Below are 15396 nucleotides of genomic sequence, written 5' to 3' on the forward strand. Positions count from 1 at the left end.
TCGGGCGGGGCGCGTCGTTTCAGGCCGTGGCGTCGACGGTCGGCAGCGGGAAGATCTGGTCGAGCAGCGTGCTCGTCCAGGCCACGAGGTCGGCATCGGCCAGAGCCTCTCCCCCGGCGGTCGGCAACGGCACGACCATGGCCTCGCCGCCCGACACGACCTTCGACTTCGGATGCAGCCGCTGCAGGCGCACGCGGATCGAGTCCGCGAGGTGCGCGGGCGCGATCCGGAGGTTCGGTCCCATCGCGACGACGTCGGACAGCCCCGACTGGGCGGCGCGACGCCGCAGTCGTGCGATCGCGATCAGGCCGTCGACCTCCGCGGGCGGCGTGCCGTAGCGGTCGCGGAGCTCTTCGAGGACGAGGTCGATCGCGTCGGACGCCGCCGTGACGGATGCAGCGGCGGACAGCTTCTGGTACGCCTCCAGACGCAGCCGCTCGCTGTCGATGTACGACTCGGGGATGCGCGCCTGGACGGGCAGCTCGAGGCGGAGCTCGGTGGGTCCCTCGGTGTCCTCGCCGCGGAAGGTCGCGACGGCCTCGCCGATCATGCGGAGGTAGAGGTCGAAACCGACGCCGGCGATGTGGCCGGCCTGTTCCGCGCCGAGCAGGTTTCCCGCGCCGCGGATCTCGAGGTCCTTCAGGGCGACCTGCATGCCGGAGCCGAGGTCGTTGTTGACGGCGATCGTCTCGAGACGGTCCGCCGCGGTCTCGCTCAGCGGCTTGTTCTCGTCGTAGAGGAAGTACGCGTACGCACGCTCGCGGGCACGACCGACGCGGCCGCGCAGCTGGTGCAGCTGCGAGAGGCCGTACTTGTCGGCGCGGTCGATGATCATCGTGTTCGCGTTGGCGATGTCGAGGCCGGTCTCGATGATGGTGGTCGACACGAGCACGTCGGCCCGGCGCTCCCAGAAGTCGTCGACGACCTGTTCCAGCGCGTGCTCGCCCATCTGGCCGTGGGCGACGGCGATGCGCGCCTCGGGCACGAGCTCAGCCAGCTGCGCGGCCACCCGCTGGATCGAGGAGACCCGGTTGTGCACGAAGAACACCTGTCCCTCGCGCAGCAGCTCGCGTCGGATCGCTGCGGCGATCTGCTTGTCGCTGCGAGGCCCCACGTAGGTGAGGATCGGATGCCGCTCCTCCGGCGGCGTCGCCAGCGTCGACATCTCGCGGATGCCGGTGACCGCCATCTCGAGCGTGCGCGGGATCGGGGTCGCGCTCATCGCGAGGATGTCGACGTTGGTCTTGAGCTTCTTGAGGGAGTCCTTGTGCTCGACGCCGAAGCGCTGCTCCTCGTCGATGATCATGAGGCCGAGGTCTTTGAAGGCGACCTTCTCGGTGAGGATGCGGTGCGTCCCGATGACCATGTCGATCGTGCCGTCGGCGAGCCCGGCGAGGGTGTCCTTGGCCTCCTTCGCCGTCTGGAACCGCGAGAGCGGACGCACCTTGACGGGGAATCCGGCGAAGCGCTCGGAGAACGTCTCGAGGTGCTGCTTGGCGAGGAGTGTCGTCGGCACCAGCATCGCGACCTGCTTGCCCTCCTGGATCGCCTTGAAGGCGGCGCGGACGGCGACCTCGGTCTTGCCGAAGCCGACGTCGCCCGAGAGCAGGCGGTCCATCGGGATCGGCTTCTCCATGTCGGCCTTGATCTCGTCGATCGTCTGGAGCTGATCCGGCGTCTCGGCGAACGGGAAGGCCTCCTCGAGCTCGCGCTGCCAGGGCGTGTCGGGACCGAACGCGTAGCCCTTCGACGACATCCGCGCCGAGTAGAGCTTGACGAGCTCGACGGCGATGTCGCGGACGGCCTTGCGGGCCTTGCCCTTGGCCGCAGCCCAATCCGACCCGCCCATTTTCGAGAGCTGCGGCGCCTCGCCGCCGACGTACCGCGAGAGCAGGTCGAGCTGATCGGTGGGGACGTAGAGCTTGTCGCCGGGGTGCCCGCGCTTGGAGGGCGCGTACTCGAGGACGAGGTACTCGCGCTTACTCTTCACGGCGTTCCGCCCGCCCGACGACACCTCGCGCTGGACGAGTTCGACGAACCGGCCGATGCCGTGGGTGGAGTGGACGACGTGGTCGCCCGGCGTCAGCTGGAGCGGGTCGACGACGTTGCGCCGACGCGAGGCGAGCTTCTTCACGACGCGGTTGTCGCCGCCGATCGTCCGACCGTAGAAGTCGCTCTCGGTGAACACGGCCAGCTTCGCGTCGGCGAAGAGGAACCCGGCCTCGAGCGTCGCGACGGTCGACACGGCTATCCCCGCGTCGGGGACCTCGGTGATCGCCTCGGCGGTCCGCGCCGCGAGACCGCGCTCGGACAGGACGTCGCGCGAACGGTCGACGAGCCCCGCACCCGAGGCGGCGACGACGACGCGCCAGCCGGCACCGAGGAGGTTGCCGATGTGCTCGCTCGCCCCCTCGACGTTGCCCTGGAACGACGGGACGGCGGTCGCGGGGATCCGGACCGCGGCATCCGCACGTTCGACGAGGCCTTCGTCGGCCGCATCCGCCGCACCGGAGTCGAAGGTGCTGAGGCTCCACCAGACGCCGCCGCGGGCCGACGCCGCCTCGCGCAGCTCGGGCAGGGTCAGGAAGTCCCCCGCTCCGAGGTCGACGGGGCTGTCGGCTCCCGCCGTCGCGGCGCTCCAGGCGGCCTCGAGGAACTCGCGGTTCGTCTCGGAGAGGGTCATCGCGCGGGTCACGGCGCGCTCGGGGTCGACGACCGCGACGGCGGCGCCCTCGGGGAGGTAGTCCACGAGCGGCAGGACGGCGTCGGCGACGGCGGGGAGGAGCGATTCCATGCCCTCGACGGGGATGCCCTCGCTCATCTTCTCGAGCATGGTGCCGAGCCCCGGCATCCGATCCCGAAGGCCCGCAGCCCGCTCGCGCACGGCGTCGGTGAGGAGGAGTTCGCGACTCGGGAGCAGGGTCACGTCGCGCACGTCACCCGGCAGCGAGCGCTGGTCGGCGACGGAGAACGCACGGATCTGATCGATCTCGTCGCCGAAGAAGTCGACGCGGTACGGGTGATCGGCGACCGGGGGGAAGACGTCGAGGATGCCGCCGCGCACGGCGAACTCGCCGCGGCGCGAGACCATGTCGACCCGGTGGTAGGCGAGGTCGATGAGGCGGTGGACGATGTCGTCGAGCTCGAGGCCGCGCGAGCCGAGCTCGAGCCGGACGACACCGGCATCCGTCAGTCCCGCCGCGATGGGCTGCAGCGCGCCTCGGACGGATGCCGTGACGACGAGGGGCGTGCGGCCGTCCCAGTCCGCCGCCTCGCGGAGGACGCTGAGGCGCCGGCCGACCGTCTCGGCGCTGGGGCTCAACCGCTCGTGCGGCAGCGTCTCCCATGCGGGCAGGTGCCGGACGGCGGCGTCGGGGAGGAGGCACTGCACGGCGGCGCCGATGCTCTCGGCGCGGCGCCCGGTGGGTGCCACGAGGAGCAGCACGGGAGGCCGACCCGACGCCACGCGGCGTTCGAGCAGCGCGGCGAGGAGCGGGGCATCGAGGCCCGTCACCGCCGAGAAGTCGACATCCGAGTCGGCGCCGTCGAGGGCCTCCCGGAAGCTGTCAGCCTGTTCGAGGGCGCGCACGATCCCGGGAATTGTCACCGGGGAAGTCTACGCGGCGCATCGGACATCGGATCCGCCGCGGTCGAGGCGACTCAGGCGCGCGGTGCGTGGTGCCGCTGCTGCGCGGCGAGCAGGCCTTCATCGACGAGTTGCTCGACGGCATCCGCCGCATCCCCGATGGCGATGGGGAGGTTGGGCCGCTCGACGGCACCGAACGGGTCGAGCACCCAGTCCGCCGGATCCTGACGACCGGGCGGGCGACCGATGCCGACGCGGACGCGCGGGAAGTCGGGGGTGCCGAGCGCCTTCGCGACGTCCCGGACGCCGTTGTGGCCGCCGTGCCCGCCGCCGACCTTGAGCTTGAGCGAGTCGAACGGGATGTCGAGCTCGTCGTGGACGACGACGACGCGCTCCGGGGGCACGGAGTAGAACGCCGCGAGCGCCGACACCGGACCGCCCGAGACGTTCATGAACGAGTTCGGTTTGGCCAGCACGAGCTTCGCCGCCCCCGGACGCAGCCATGTCTCGGCCACCCGCGCGTTCGCCTTGTGCGACCGCAGGGACTCGGAGCGTCGCCGCGCGAGCTCGTCGATCACCATCTGCCCGACGTTGTGACGGGTCGCCTCGTAGCGGGGTCCCGGGTTGCCGAGTCCCACGATCAGCCAGGTGTCGGCCATGGAGAGTCCTTCCGACGACGAAGCCCGTCGCAGCGGATGCGGCGACGGGCTTCGAACGGTGATGTCTTACTCGGCGGATTCCTCGGCGGGGGCCTCGTCGGACGATGCCTCGGCACCCTCCTGGGACTCCTCCGCCTCGTCCTCGACCGGAGCCGGCGGCAGGGCGACACCGACGATGAGCGTCTCGGGGTCGGTCACCAGAACCGCACCACGGGGCAGCGTCAGGTCGGCGGCGGTGATGTGCGCGCCGTCCTCGAGGCCCTCGACCGAGACCTCGACGTTCTGCGGGATGTGGGTGGCCTCGACCTCGAGCGTCACCGTGGTGTTCTCGAGGTTCGCGATGGTGCCGGGGAACGGCTCGCCGGTCACCGAGACGGGGATGTCGACCTCGATCTTCTCGCCCTTCTTCACGACGAGGAGGTCGATGTGCTCGATGATCTGGTGCACGGGGTCCTTCTGGACGTCCTTGACCAGCGTGAGCTGCTGCTTGCCGTCGATCTCGAGCTCGAGCAGCGCGTTGGCGCGGCGGATGAGCAGCGCGACCTGGTGGCCGGGCAGCGCGACGTGGACGGGGTCCGTGCCGTGGCCGTAGATGACGGCGGGGATCTTGCCTGCAGCGCGCAGACGACGGGCGAAGCCCTTGCCGAACTGCTCGCGCAGCTCAGCGACGACCTTGGTGTCGGTCTCGGTCACCATGAGTGTTCTCCTTGCGGGCCTTCTCGGCCCAGTCGATCGGGGCCGGTACGGCCTCGTCTGTCGTCGGGGCCGATGCGGCCCAGACATGGTCTGTGGTTCGACTCGAACGCGTGCGCGTGAGGAAAGCCGCGAAGCCTGCTTCACCGCGTCGATCACGGATGCCGTGCATCCCTCGCCGAAGTTCGAACCGAGTCTACCAGCGCGGTGGATACGATGGAACGTCAGTCCCCCACGCCCGGAACACGGAGGAACCCATGGACTACGGATGGATGTCGCACGCACTGCTCTGGTTCGTCGGAGCTCTGAGCACCGCGACCGCCGTCTGCGTCGTCGGCGCCTTCTTCTCCCTCGGCCGCAGCTACAAGGACTGACCCCGTCACACGAGACTCCCCCTCCGGGCCAGCGGATACAGTGACCGGGAGGGGCTTCGCCGGTTCCGGCATCCACCCCTGATCCGCTCACACCTCACGCAGACCTGGAGCTACGCATGTCGTCGTCCCCCTCTTCCACCGGACACTCCAACGACCAGGACCAGGCTCCTCACGAAGCCACTCAGCAGCACGAAGGGGCTCCGCAGCCCGAAGAGGTCGACCGTCCCACGCACCCCGAGGCGTCCGCCACGGGCAGCGACTCCGGTGAGGCCAACATCGGCGTCGTCGGTCTCGCGGTCATGGGCTCCAACCTCGCCCGCAACCTCGCGTCGCGCGAGGGCAACACGGTCGCCGTCTTCAACCGTTCGCGCTCGAAGACCGACGAGCTGATCGAGGCCCACCCCGAGGCCGAGTTCGTCCCCGCTTTCACCTACGAGGAGTTCGCCGCGTCGCTGCAGAAGCCGCGCACCGCGATCATCATGGTCAAGGCCGGAAAGCCGACCGATGCCGTCATCGACGAGCTCATGCGTGTGTTCGAGCCCGGCGACATCATCATCGACGGCGGCAACAGCCTGTTCACCGACACCATCCGTCGCGAGAAGGCGGTCTCCGAGGCGGGCTACAACTTCGTCGGCATGGGTGTCTCGGGCGGCGAGGAGGGCGCGCTGAACGGCCCGTCCCTCATGCCCGGCGGTCCCGACGAGGCGTGGGTCACGCTCGGCCCGATCCTGAAGTCGATCGCCGCGGTCGCCGAGGGCGAGCCCTGCGTCACCCACATCGGCCACGACGGCGCCGGCCATTTCGTGAAGATGGTGCACAACGGCATCGAGTACGCCGACATGCAGCTCATCGCCGAGGCGTACGACCTCATCCGCCGCGGCACCGGCAAGACGCCCGCCGAGATCGCCGACGTCTTCGAGGAGTGGAACCGCGGCGAGCTCGAGTCCTACCTGATCGAGATCACCGCCGAGGTTCTCCGCCAGACGGATGCCACCACCGGCAAGCCCCTCGTCGACGTCATCGTCGACCAGGCCGGCGCCAAGGGCACCGGCGCGTGGACGGTGCAGACCGCCCTCGACCTCGGCGTCCCCGTCTCCGGCATCGCCGAGGCCACCTTCGCCCGGTCGCTGTCGAGCCACCGCGAGCAGCGCGACGTCGCCGGCGAGCTCCCCGGCCCCTCCTCCGAGGACTTCACCGTCCCCGACGCGGACGCCTTCATCGAGCAGGTCCGGCTCGCCCTCTACGCCTCGAAGATCGTCGCGTACAGCCAGGGCTTCGACGAGATCCGCGCCGGTGCCGCCCAGTACGGCTGGAACATCGACCTCGGAGCGGTCAGCAAGATCTGGCGCGGCGGCTGCATCATCCGCGCCCAGTTCCTCAACCGCATCGCCGACGCGTACGACGAGCAGGCCGATCTCCCCGTCCTGCTGACGGCGCCCTACTTCGTCGAGGCGCTCGGCCGCACCCAGGATGCCTGGCGCGAGATCGTGCGCGTGTCGGCGGCCGCCGGCATCCCGGCTCCCGCCTTCAGCTCGTCGCTGGCGTACTACGACGGCCTGCGCGCCGACCGCCTGCCGGCCGCCCTCATCCAGGGTCAGCGCGACTTCTTCGGCGCGCACACCTACAAGCGCATCGACAAGGACGGCACCTTCCACACCCTGTGGTCGGCTGACCGGACCGAGGTCGAGGCCGAGGACACCCACTGAGCCGCAGCGATACGGCGCTGCGGGTCCACCGCGTCGCCGCGCGCGTCGTCCTCGCGATCCTCACGGGCCTCTACGCCTGGATGGTCGCGTGGATGACGCTGCGCGCGGCGCCGTACGGCTCCGACATCGCCTCGGGTCTCAACCGGCTCCTGGCGTGGTTCGCCGAGCGGCCGTCGACCGCGTGGATCACGTTCGACCGCGTCGAGTTCGGTGCCAACGTGGCCATGTTCGTCCCGCTCGGGGTGATCGCGGTGCTGTGGTTCGGCGTGCGCGGCTGGTGGGCCGCTCCCCTCATCGGCGCGCTCGCGAGCGCGACGATCGAGACGCTCCAGGCTCTCCTGCTCGATGCGCGCGTGGCGGACGTGCGCGACATCATCGCGAACACCCTCGGGTCGGTCATCGGGATGTGCCTCATGCTGCTGCTCGCCTTCCTTCTCTCACCGCCGAACCCGCGTCGGTACGAGGAATCCCGAGCGTGACCGAAGCGAAGGCATAGCCCGCTCATAGATATGTCATGAGAATGGAATCATGACGATGCCTGCCCCCCTGCTCCAGCGCCCCGACGGCTCCCCTCTGCGCGTCCTCGTCGTCGACGACGAGCAGATGCTCACCGATCTGCTCTCGATGGCCTTGCGCATGGAGGGGTGGGAGGTCCGCACCGCCGGGTCGGGGTTCGACGCGCTGAACGCCGCGCGCGAGTTCGCGCCGGACGCGATGGTGCTCGACATCATGATGCCCGACCTCGACGGGATGTCGGTGCTGCAGCGCCTGCGCCAGGCCGGCGACGACGTGCCCGTCCTGTTCCTGACGGCGAAGGACTCGGTCAGCGACCGCGTCGCCGGCCTCACGGCGGGCGGTGACGATTACGTCACCAAGCCGTTCAGCCTGGAAGAGGTCGTGGCGCGGCTGCGCGGCCTCATGCGGCGGGCCGGGGCATCCGCCGGCACGGCCGACCCGATCCTCCGCGTCGGCGACCTGACCCTCAACGAGGACTCGCACGAGGTGTTCCGCGGCGACGACGAGATCGAGCTCACCGCCACCGAGTTCGAGTTGCTGCGCTACCTGATGCGCAACCAGCGCCGCGTCCTGTCGAAGGCGCAGATCCTCGACCGGGTCTGGAACTACGACTTCGGCGGTCGCTCGAGCGTCGTCGAGCTGTACATCTCCTACCTCCGCAAGAAGATCGACGCGGGCAAGGAGCCTCTGATCCACACCGTCCGCGGCGTCGGCTACATGATCAAAGCGAGCCAGTGAGCAGCAGCCCCCGCCGCCGTCGGCACCGGTGGAGTCTGCAGGCACGGCTGATCACCGCCGTCGTCTCGTTCGTCTCGGTCATCCTCATCACCGTCGGCCTCGGCACCGGGACGGTCCTCGAATCCGTCCTGCGCGAGAACCTCGACGCGAAGGTGACGCGCGCGCAGGACTCGCTCGTCATCGACTTGAACAGCCGCGCCGAGGCCATCCTCAGCCGCAGCCGGCAGGAGCGCGGCACCCTGCTCATCGTCAACAACATCGCCGGGCCGAGCGCGGCGTACGTCGACGACGAGGGCGACGTCCGCACCCTCAACATCGGCCGTATCGCCAGCACCCCGCTCGACGAAGCCGGCTGGGCGGACGCGAACGTCGAGGGACTCGGCGACTACCGCCTGCACGTCCAATCGGCACCGTATTCGAGCATGACCACCGGGCTGCCGACCTCCGAAGTCACGAGCGTGAGCGCACGGATCGTCACGACCGTGGCGCTGCTCACGACCGGCGGGCTGCTCGTCCTCGCCGCGATCATCGCGCTTCTCATCCGTCGCGCCCTCGCCCCCCTCCGTTCGGTCGCCGCGACCGCCTCCCGCGTGGCGGCGATGCCCCTCTCGGAGGGGACGGTGCGTATCTCCGAGCGCGTCCCCGACGAGGACACCGACACCCATACCGAGGTCGGCCAGGTCGGTCACGCCCTCAACACGCTGCTCGACCACGTCGAGACCTCCCTCGCCGCACGCCAGCGCAACGAGGAGCGCATGCGGGCGTTCGTCGCGGACGCGAGCCACGAGCTCCGGACACCGCTCGCCTCGATCCGGGGATACTCCGAGCTGTCGCTGCGCGGCATCCGTCAGGCCGAGTCGTCTGGGACGGCGGCTCCCGGCATCGTCGCCGAGACCACCCGGGAGTCGCTCGAGCGCATCCAGGCGCAGTCGCTCCGGATGACGGCGCTCGTCGAAGACCTCCTGCTGCTCGCCCGCCTCGACGAGGGGACGGAGCTCGTCTACAGCGCCGTCGATCTCACCCGCCTCGCCGTCGAGGCCGTCTCGGACGCCCGCGTCGCGGGCACCGACCACGAGTGGGTCCTGGACGTCGCGGACGAACCGGTCATCGTCGCCGGTGACACGGGGCGCCTGCACCAGGTCGCCGCGAACCTCCTGGCCAACGCCCGCGTGCACACCCCTGCGGGCACCCGCGTGACGACGACGGTGGAGACCCGCGACGGCGAGGCCGTCCTGCGCATCCACGACGACGGTCCCGGTATCGACCCCTCGATCGTCGACGACCTGTTCGAGCGCTTCAGCCGCGCGGATTCATCGCGCGCCCGCCAGACCGGCGGGACGGGCCTCGGTCTCTCGATCGCCCGGGCGATCGTCACCGGCCACGGCGGGCGGATCGTCGTGGCATCCGAACCCGGTTCGACGACCTTCGAGGTGCGTCTCCCCGCCCGGCCCGACTCCCCCGCCGACTCGTCGGCAGCGTAGCCCCCGCCCCTCAGGGGGGTAGCAACACGTGAGGTCCCACTCCGGCCGGGAATCGAGACGGCTTTCCCGGCCGGAGTGGGACCTCACGCACGCGCCGCGGGCTCAGTACCCGCTGAACGCGTCGGTCGTGATCGACTTCGCCCGCTCGAGTGCGGGGGTCAGCGTCGCGATGAGGGCGGGCGGACCCGACACGTACGCATGACGCCCGGCGATGTCGGGCACGAGGCGCAGGAGGCTCTCGGCGTCGAGTCGTGCCCCGCCGCCCCACGTCCACCCGACGGGCAGGTGAGCGGGCTCGTCGCGGGTGATCACGATGACCGGGATACCGGCCGCCTCGAGGTCCTCGCGGAACGCGAGCTCCTCGCTCGCAGACGCCACGTAGACGAACACGACGTCACGACTCTCCTGCGTGAGCCTGATGTGCCGCAGCTGCGACACGAACGGCGTCACGCCGATGCCGGCGGCGACCATGAGGACGGGCGCGTCGGTACGGCGCGGAAGCACGAAGTCCCCCCAGATGCCCGTGATCGCGAGCTCGTCGCCGGGCTCCACCGTGGCGATCGCCTTCTTATAGCTCGACTGGGATCCCTCGCGCATCGCGATCTTGACGAGCGGCAGTTCGGCAGGTGAAGAGAGGATGCTGAACTCCCGCCGCGTGCCACGGGAATCCGCACGCGCGTGCGGGACTTCGAGCTCGAGGTACTGACCCGGCGCGAAGCGAACGGGACGCTCGGTCCGGAAGCTGTACTCGCGGACGCTCGGCGTCACCGCCGTCCGCTCCACGATCGTCAGCCGGACAGCGGTGCGCATCGCGAAGACGAAGGCGACCAGGTTGCCGATGAGGAGCGCACGCTCCTGACCGAGCGTGATGGCACCCAGCGAGATCGGCCATCCCGCCAGCACACCGACCACCGCGGCGACGGTGAACTGCTGCCAGCGTCGCGGCGGCAGCGTGAGGGGCTCGGACAGCATGAACGCGCCGAGGAAGAGGAAGGGCGAGGACAGCACGAGGCTCGTGAACGTCATCCCCGGGTCGAGGGCGAAGCCTGCGGCCTGCGCCTGCACGATCGTGCGGACAAGCCCCACCGCGATCGCAATCACGAGGAACAGTCCCACGACGCGGACCTTCTCGGTGCGGACCAGGACCGCCAGTCCCAGCAACAGCACCGGTACGACAAGCGCGGGGCTCCCGACCCACCAGGCCGATGCACCGAGGTCGGGGGCCCAGATGCTGACGATGGTGAGTGCGGTCGCTCCGGCGGCGGCCGGGTTGAGGATGTGACGTCCCTGCCAGGCGATGACGTACTTCGACAGCGACGCGATCGCGCCGGCGATCACGAGGCCGAACAACGCCAGCGGCTCGAGCGAGGGCCGCAGGACGAACACCAGGATGAGTGCCGTGATGAGGGCCGACTCGATGCGCCACGGCCGACGGACGATCCGCTGGGCGATCGCGTCGACGGCCGCGATCGACACCGCGAGGACGGCGACCGACACGATGAGCGCGAGGGGGTCGACCGACACGGCGCCGGTGAACGAGAGCACCAGCGCGATGACGGCCAGCGCGGACAGCGCGAGGAGGACCAGGCGGTACATCGACAGCCGGCCGAGGACGCCGAGGAGACGATTCCAGGTGGCACTGAGAGACGAGATCACGAGAACAACTCCGCTTCGCATTGGGGGGACCACTCGACGGAGCCGTCGGTGCGCATCCGCACCCACCCGACTCCCCATTCAGCGGCCAGCTGGGGGCCGCCGTCGAAGAACAGCGCGGTGGCGGCGGCATCCGCCGTCATCGCATCGTGCGCCACGGCCCAGGTGGCCGCGTATTGCCGCACCGGCTGGCCGGTGCGGGCGTCGAGGACGTGATGGAGACCCTCGCCCCACGCGCGTCTGTTGACGGCGGAGGCGCAGAGGGCGGCATCCGTCACCGACCAGACCCCGATCGCCACGGAGGCGTCGTACGGGTGCTCGAGGGCGATCCGCTGGGTCGTGCCTCGGATCGCGATGTCGCCGCCCGCATCGACGACCGCAGCGCCGGCGGGCACCCGCGTCAGGACGAGGTCGGCGAGCCGGCCCTTGCCGAGCGCGCCGACGTCGAGCAGGGCGGGTTCGGCGAGGCGCAGGGTGCCGTCCGACCACGTCACCGATCGCCGCCAGTCGGGCGGAGCCGCCACGGCTCCACGGTCGACGAGCGAGTAGGTCGCGTCGTATCCGCGGCGGGCGAGGCTCTCCCCCACGAGGGGGTTCACCGCACCGGAGGTGGCGGCGTCGAGGGCGTCGTAGGCGTCGAGCATGGCGGCCGCGTCAGCGGGCGCCGGTACCCCTCCTCCCGTCTGCGACAACCGCGTCACGAGCGAGTCGGCACGGAAGCGCGACCAGTCGCGGTCGAACGCGCCGATGGCGTCCGTGATCTCATCACGGACGCCATCGTCGAGAGGGGAAGCGGCGTCGATGCGCCAGAGCGTCCCGATCGCCTCGAACGCCCAGGAATGGGCGAGGGGCGCGGTCGGGATCATGACGCGGCTTCGGTCCGGATCTCCTTGACCGCCGCGTTGAACCCGCCGCTGGTGAGCGACGAGCCGCCGACCTTGTCGACCGTAAGGTCGGCGAGCTTCTTGCCGACGGCGACATCCTTGATGCCCCCGATGAACTCGCCCTGGTACCTCTTGGATTCCTGAGCTTGCGGCTCACCGGTGACCTCGACGTCGGTCACCACGTCGGACGCGACCGTCAGGGTGACCGAGATCTTCTCGATGGTCTCGGGGGTCTGATAGGTGCCGTCAGCCGTGTAGGTGCCGTCCTTGAAGCTGGTGGACCCGGTCGACGAACCGCTGCCGGCGTCGGCCGAGGCGGCCGGATTCTGAGAGGCGGTGCCGGAATCGGCGGTGGACGTGGTCTGGCCCGCGCATCCGGCGAGCAGAGCGAGGCCTGCGACGGATGCGGCGGCTGCGCCGACGCGGAGCGGTCGGGGTACGGCTGTGGTGCGGATCATGAGTGGTCCTCCTCGGGTCGTGCCCGCCCGGTCTGGAGCGAAGGGCGATGACTCCAGGAAACCGATCCCGGACATGGCGATGCTTGCAGAAGCCTATGCATCGGCTGACAACGACGGCCGCCCGGTGAACGAGACGCTACCGGACGGCCGACGGATGAGGAAGATTCAGGCTGCGCCGTCGAACATGCTGGTGACGGACCCGTCCTCGAACACCTCGCGGATCGCGCGGGCCAGCAGCGGCGCGATCGGAAGGATCGTGAGAGCGGGGAACCGCTTCTCGACGGGCAGCGGGACCGTGTCGGTGACGACGACCTCATCGATGGAGGGGTCCTGCAGGCGCTCCACGGCGGGGTCGCTGAAGATCGCGTGCGTCGCGGCCACGATGACACGCTCCGCGCCGTTGGCCTTGAGGGCCTGCGCGGCCTTCACGATGGTGCCGCCGGTGTCGATCATGTCGTCGACGAGCAGGCACACGCGGCCCTCGACCTGACCGACGATCTCGTTGACCGTGATCTGGTTCGCGACGTTCGGGTCGCGACGCTTATGGATGATGGCCAGGGGCGCGCCGAGGCTGTCGGACCAGGTGTCGGCGACGCGGACGCGTCCGGTGTCGGGCGACACGACGGTGAGCTTCGCGCGGTCCTCGGTAGAGAGGGTCTTCTCGAAGTACTCGAGGAGGACGGGCTTGGCGAACAGGTGGTCGACGGGACCGTCGAAGAAGCCCTGGATCTGCGCGGCGTGCAGGTCGACGCTCATGACCCGGTCAGCGCCCGCGGTCTTGAACAGATCCGCCACCAGGCGCGCACTGATCGGCTCGCGCCCGCGGCCCTTCTTGTCCTGCCGGGAGTACGGGAAGTACGGCGCGACGACGGTGATGCGCTTCGCGGATGCCCGCTTGGCGGCATCCAGCATGATGAGCGTCTCCATGAGCCACTCGTTGACCGGCGGACCGAAGCTCTGGATGAGGAAGAAATCGCACCCGCGGATCGAGACCTCGAAACGGGTCAGGATCTCGCCGGAGGCGAAGGTGCGGTGCTCCGTGGGCACCAACTGGGTGCCGAGGGCTGCGGCGACTTCGGTCGACAGCTCCTCGTGCGAGCGTCCCGACGCGACGACGAGACGCTTCTTGGTCTTGGCCACCAGTCCCGGCGCGATTCCGCGCTCGGTGTCGAGGTCAACCGTGTGCTGCTTCTTGCGACCCATCGCCAGCTTCCTGTGCGGACCGGACACGAGCGGCGGCTTCTGCCGCTCCCGTTCCCGGTCGATTGTTCTCGACCCACCCGGCGATGTTCCGCTGGGGGGCGATGCTGAGGGCGAGGGCGCCGGCCGGGACATCCTTGCGGATCACGGCTCCTGCACCCGTCTTCGCGCCCTCACCGATCCTAACGGGCGCGACGAACACGTTGTGCGAGCCGGCGTGGACTTCGTCGGCGATCTCGGTGCGGTGCTTCGAGATGTCGTCGTAGTTCGCGGTGATCGCCCCGGCGCCCAGGTTCACGTTGCGGCCGATCGTCGTGTCGCCGACGTACGACAGATGCGGGACCTTGCTGCCCTCGCCGATCGTGGAGTTCTTCGTCTCGACGAAGGTGCCGATCTTGCCGCGTTCGCCGAGCTCGGTGCCCGGGCGGACGTAGGCGAAGGGACCCACGGTGGCTCCCGCGCCGATGACCGCGAGCGTCGCGTCGGTGCGGGTCACGGTTGCTCGCGCGCCGATCTCGCAGTCCACGAGGCTCGTGTCGGGCCCGATCGTCGCACCCTCCGACACGCTCGTGGAGCGGAGGATGTGGGTGTTTGGCAGGACGGTGACGTCGGGCGCGAGGGTCGCGGTCACATCGATCCAGGTGGTCGCCGGGTCGATGACCGTGACCCCTTCGAGCTGCCACCGGCGGACCGTGCGGGCGTTGAGGAGGCGTCCCACCTCGGACAGCTGCACGCGATCGTTGACGCCGTACGTGACGGTGACGTCCTTCGCGACGGATGCCGCGACCCGCCCGTCCGCGCGACGCAGGAGCGCGACGATGTCGGTGAGGTACTTCTCCTGCTGCGCATTGTCGGTGCCGACGTGGGGCAGGTGCTGGCGGAGCGCTGCAGCGGCGAAGACGTACATGCCCGCATTGACCTCGGCGACGGCGGCCTCGTCGGGCGAGGCATCCTTCTGCTCGACGATGCGGGCGACGCTGCCGTCGCTCTCGCGGATGATGCGGCCGTACCCGGTCGGGTCGTCGACGACGGCGGTCATGAGCGTCGCCCCCGCGCGGACGGCGCGGTGTTCGGCGACGAACGCGCCGAGCGTGTCGACGTCGGCGAGCGGGCAGTCGCCGCTCAGGACGAGGACGTCGCCGTCGAAGTCGCCGAGCGCGTCGAGGGCCACCTCGACCGCGCGGCCGGTGCCGGGGATCTCGTCCTGGTCGACGACGACCACCTCGGGCGCGACGCCGATCACGGCGTCGGCGACCAGGTCGCGCTCGTGGCGGACGACGACGACGACGTGCGCGGGAGCGAGGTCGCGGGCGGTGTCGAGCACGTGGCCGACGAGCGGGCGCCCCCCGATGCGGTGCAGCACCTTGGGGAGGGAGGACTTCATCCGCGTGCCCTGGCCGGCGGCGAGGATGACGACGGCGAGGCGCGGATCGAGGTTGTCGGTCATG

12 protein-coding genes are annotated in these 15396 nt (G+C 70.1%); 4 read left to right on the plus strand and 8 right to left on the minus strand.

Annotated features, from left to right (window positions below; genetic code table 11):
• Positions 1-19: 19 nt before the first annotated feature.
• From mfd to BLR68_RS02025, 3 genes are all read right to left on the minus strand, one after another.
• Positions 20-3607, minus strand: coding sequence for a transcription-repair coupling factor (gene mfd / locus BLR68_RS02015; protein WP_026302992.1), 3588 nt, complete (start codon positions 3605-3607; stop codon positions 20-22).
• A gap of 53 nt (positions 3608-3660) precedes the next feature.
• A complete protein-coding gene (gene pth / locus BLR68_RS02020; protein WP_018188356.1) occupies positions 3661-4245 on the minus strand; it encodes an aminoacyl-tRNA hydrolase in 585 nt (194 codons plus the stop codon).
• 66 nt (positions 4246-4311) lie between these two features.
• Positions 4312-4941, minus strand: coding sequence for a 50S ribosomal protein L25/general stress protein Ctc (locus BLR68_RS02025; protein WP_018188357.1), 630 nt, complete (start codon positions 4939-4941; stop codon positions 4312-4314).
• A gap of 487 nt (positions 4942-5428) precedes the next feature.
• Here BLR68_RS02025 and gndA point away from each other — a divergent pair, with 487 nt between their 5' ends.
• The 4 genes from gndA to BLR68_RS02045 all read left to right on the plus strand — a co-directional run bounded on the left by gndA (position 5429) and on the right by BLR68_RS02045 (position 9753).
• Positions 5429-7018 carry an NADP-dependent phosphogluconate dehydrogenase gene (gene gndA / locus BLR68_RS02030; protein ID WP_018188359.1) on the plus strand — a complete coding sequence of 530 codons (1590 nt, stop codon included), beginning with the start codon at positions 5429-5431 and terminating at the stop codon, positions 7016-7018.
• An 80-nt stretch (positions 7019-7098) separates the two neighbouring features.
• Positions 7099-7497: a VanZ family protein gene (locus BLR68_RS02035; protein ID WP_081626473.1), complete on the plus strand. Its 399-nt coding sequence runs from the start codon at positions 7099-7101 to the stop codon at positions 7495-7497.
• Between the two features lie 49 nt (positions 7498-7546).
• On the plus strand, positions 7547-8272 hold the full coding sequence (locus BLR68_RS02040; RefSeq protein ID WP_018188361.1) for a response regulator transcription factor: 726 nt from the start codon (positions 7547-7549) through the stop codon (positions 8270-8272).
• Positions 8269-9753, plus strand: coding sequence for a sensor histidine kinase (locus tag BLR68_RS02045; RefSeq protein WP_018188362.1), 1485 nt, complete (start codon positions 8269-8271; stop codon positions 9751-9753). The genes BLR68_RS02040 and BLR68_RS02045 overlap by 4 nt, the downstream gene beginning before the upstream one ends.
• A gap of 102 nt (positions 9754-9855) precedes the next feature.
• Here BLR68_RS02045 and BLR68_RS02050 read toward each other — a convergent pair whose 3' ends face one another.
• The 5 genes from BLR68_RS02050 to glmU form a co-directional block, all read right to left on the minus strand.
• A complete protein-coding gene (locus BLR68_RS02050; protein ID WP_018188363.1) occupies positions 9856-11409 on the minus strand; it encodes an FAD-dependent oxidoreductase in 1554 nt (517 codons plus the stop codon).
• Complete coding sequence (locus BLR68_RS02055) at positions 11406-12272, minus strand: FAD:protein FMN transferase (protein ID WP_018188364.1); 867 nt, start codon at positions 12270-12272, stop codon at positions 11406-11408. The genes BLR68_RS02050 and BLR68_RS02055 overlap by 4 nt, the downstream gene beginning before the upstream one ends.
• On the minus strand, positions 12269-12748 hold the full coding sequence (locus BLR68_RS02060; protein ID WP_018188365.1) for an FMN-binding protein: 480 nt from the start codon (positions 12746-12748) through the stop codon (positions 12269-12271). Before BLR68_RS02060 ends, BLR68_RS02055 begins: the two co-directional genes overlap by 4 nt.
• A 165-nt stretch (positions 12749-12913) precedes the next feature.
• Entirely contained in the window at positions 12914-13951 is a 1038-nt protein-coding gene (locus BLR68_RS02065) for a ribose-phosphate diphosphokinase (protein WP_018188366.1), read from the minus strand.
• Positions 13923-15395 (minus strand): bifunctional UDP-N-acetylglucosamine diphosphorylase/glucosamine-1-phosphate N-acetyltransferase GlmU, encoded by a 1473-nt coding sequence (gene glmU / locus BLR68_RS02070; RefSeq protein ID WP_018188367.1) that lies wholly within the window; start codon positions 15393-15395, stop codon positions 13923-13925. The genes BLR68_RS02065 and glmU overlap by 29 nt, the downstream gene beginning before the upstream one ends.
• Position 15396: the final 1 nt, after the last annotated feature.

This window comes from Microbacterium sp. 77mftsu3.1 (assembly GCF_900100525.1).
Lineage (GTDB): Bacteria > Actinomycetota > Actinomycetes > Actinomycetales > Microbacteriaceae > Microbacterium > Microbacterium aquilitoris.

Bases quoted from the DNA above. Each gene is read 5' to 3' on its own strand.
- pth (WP_018188356.1), bottom strand. From the start codon at position 4,245: ATGGCCGACACCTGGCTGATCGTGGGACTCGGCAACCCGGGACCCCGC.
- BLR68_RS02025 (WP_018188357.1), bottom strand. From the start codon at position 4,941: ATGGTGACCGAGACCGACACCAAGGTCGTCGCTGAGCTGCGCGAGCAG.
- gndA (WP_018188359.1), top strand. From the start codon at position 5,429: ATGTCGTCGTCCCCCTCTTCCACCGGACACTCCAACGACCAGGACCAG.
- BLR68_RS02035 (WP_081626473.1), top strand. From the start codon at position 7,099: ATGGTCGCGTGGATGACGCTGCGCGCGGCGCCGTACGGCTCCGACATC.
- BLR68_RS02040 (WP_018188361.1), top strand. From the start codon at position 7,547: ATGACGATGCCTGCCCCCCTGCTCCAGCGCCCCGACGGCTCCCCTCTG.
- BLR68_RS02055 (WP_018188364.1), bottom strand. From the start codon at position 12,272: ATGATCCCGACCGCGCCCCTCGCCCATTCCTGGGCGTTCGAGGCGATC.
- BLR68_RS02060 (WP_018188365.1), bottom strand. From the start codon at position 12,748: ATGATCCGCACCACAGCCGTACCCCGACCGCTCCGCGTCGGCGCAGCC.
- BLR68_RS02065 (WP_018188366.1), bottom strand. From the start codon at position 13,951: ATGGGTCGCAAGAAGCAGCACACGGTTGACCTCGACACCGAGCGCGGA.
- glmU (WP_018188367.1), bottom strand. From the start codon at position 15,395: ATGACCGACAACCTCGATCCGCGCCTCGCCGTCGTCATCCTCGCCGCC.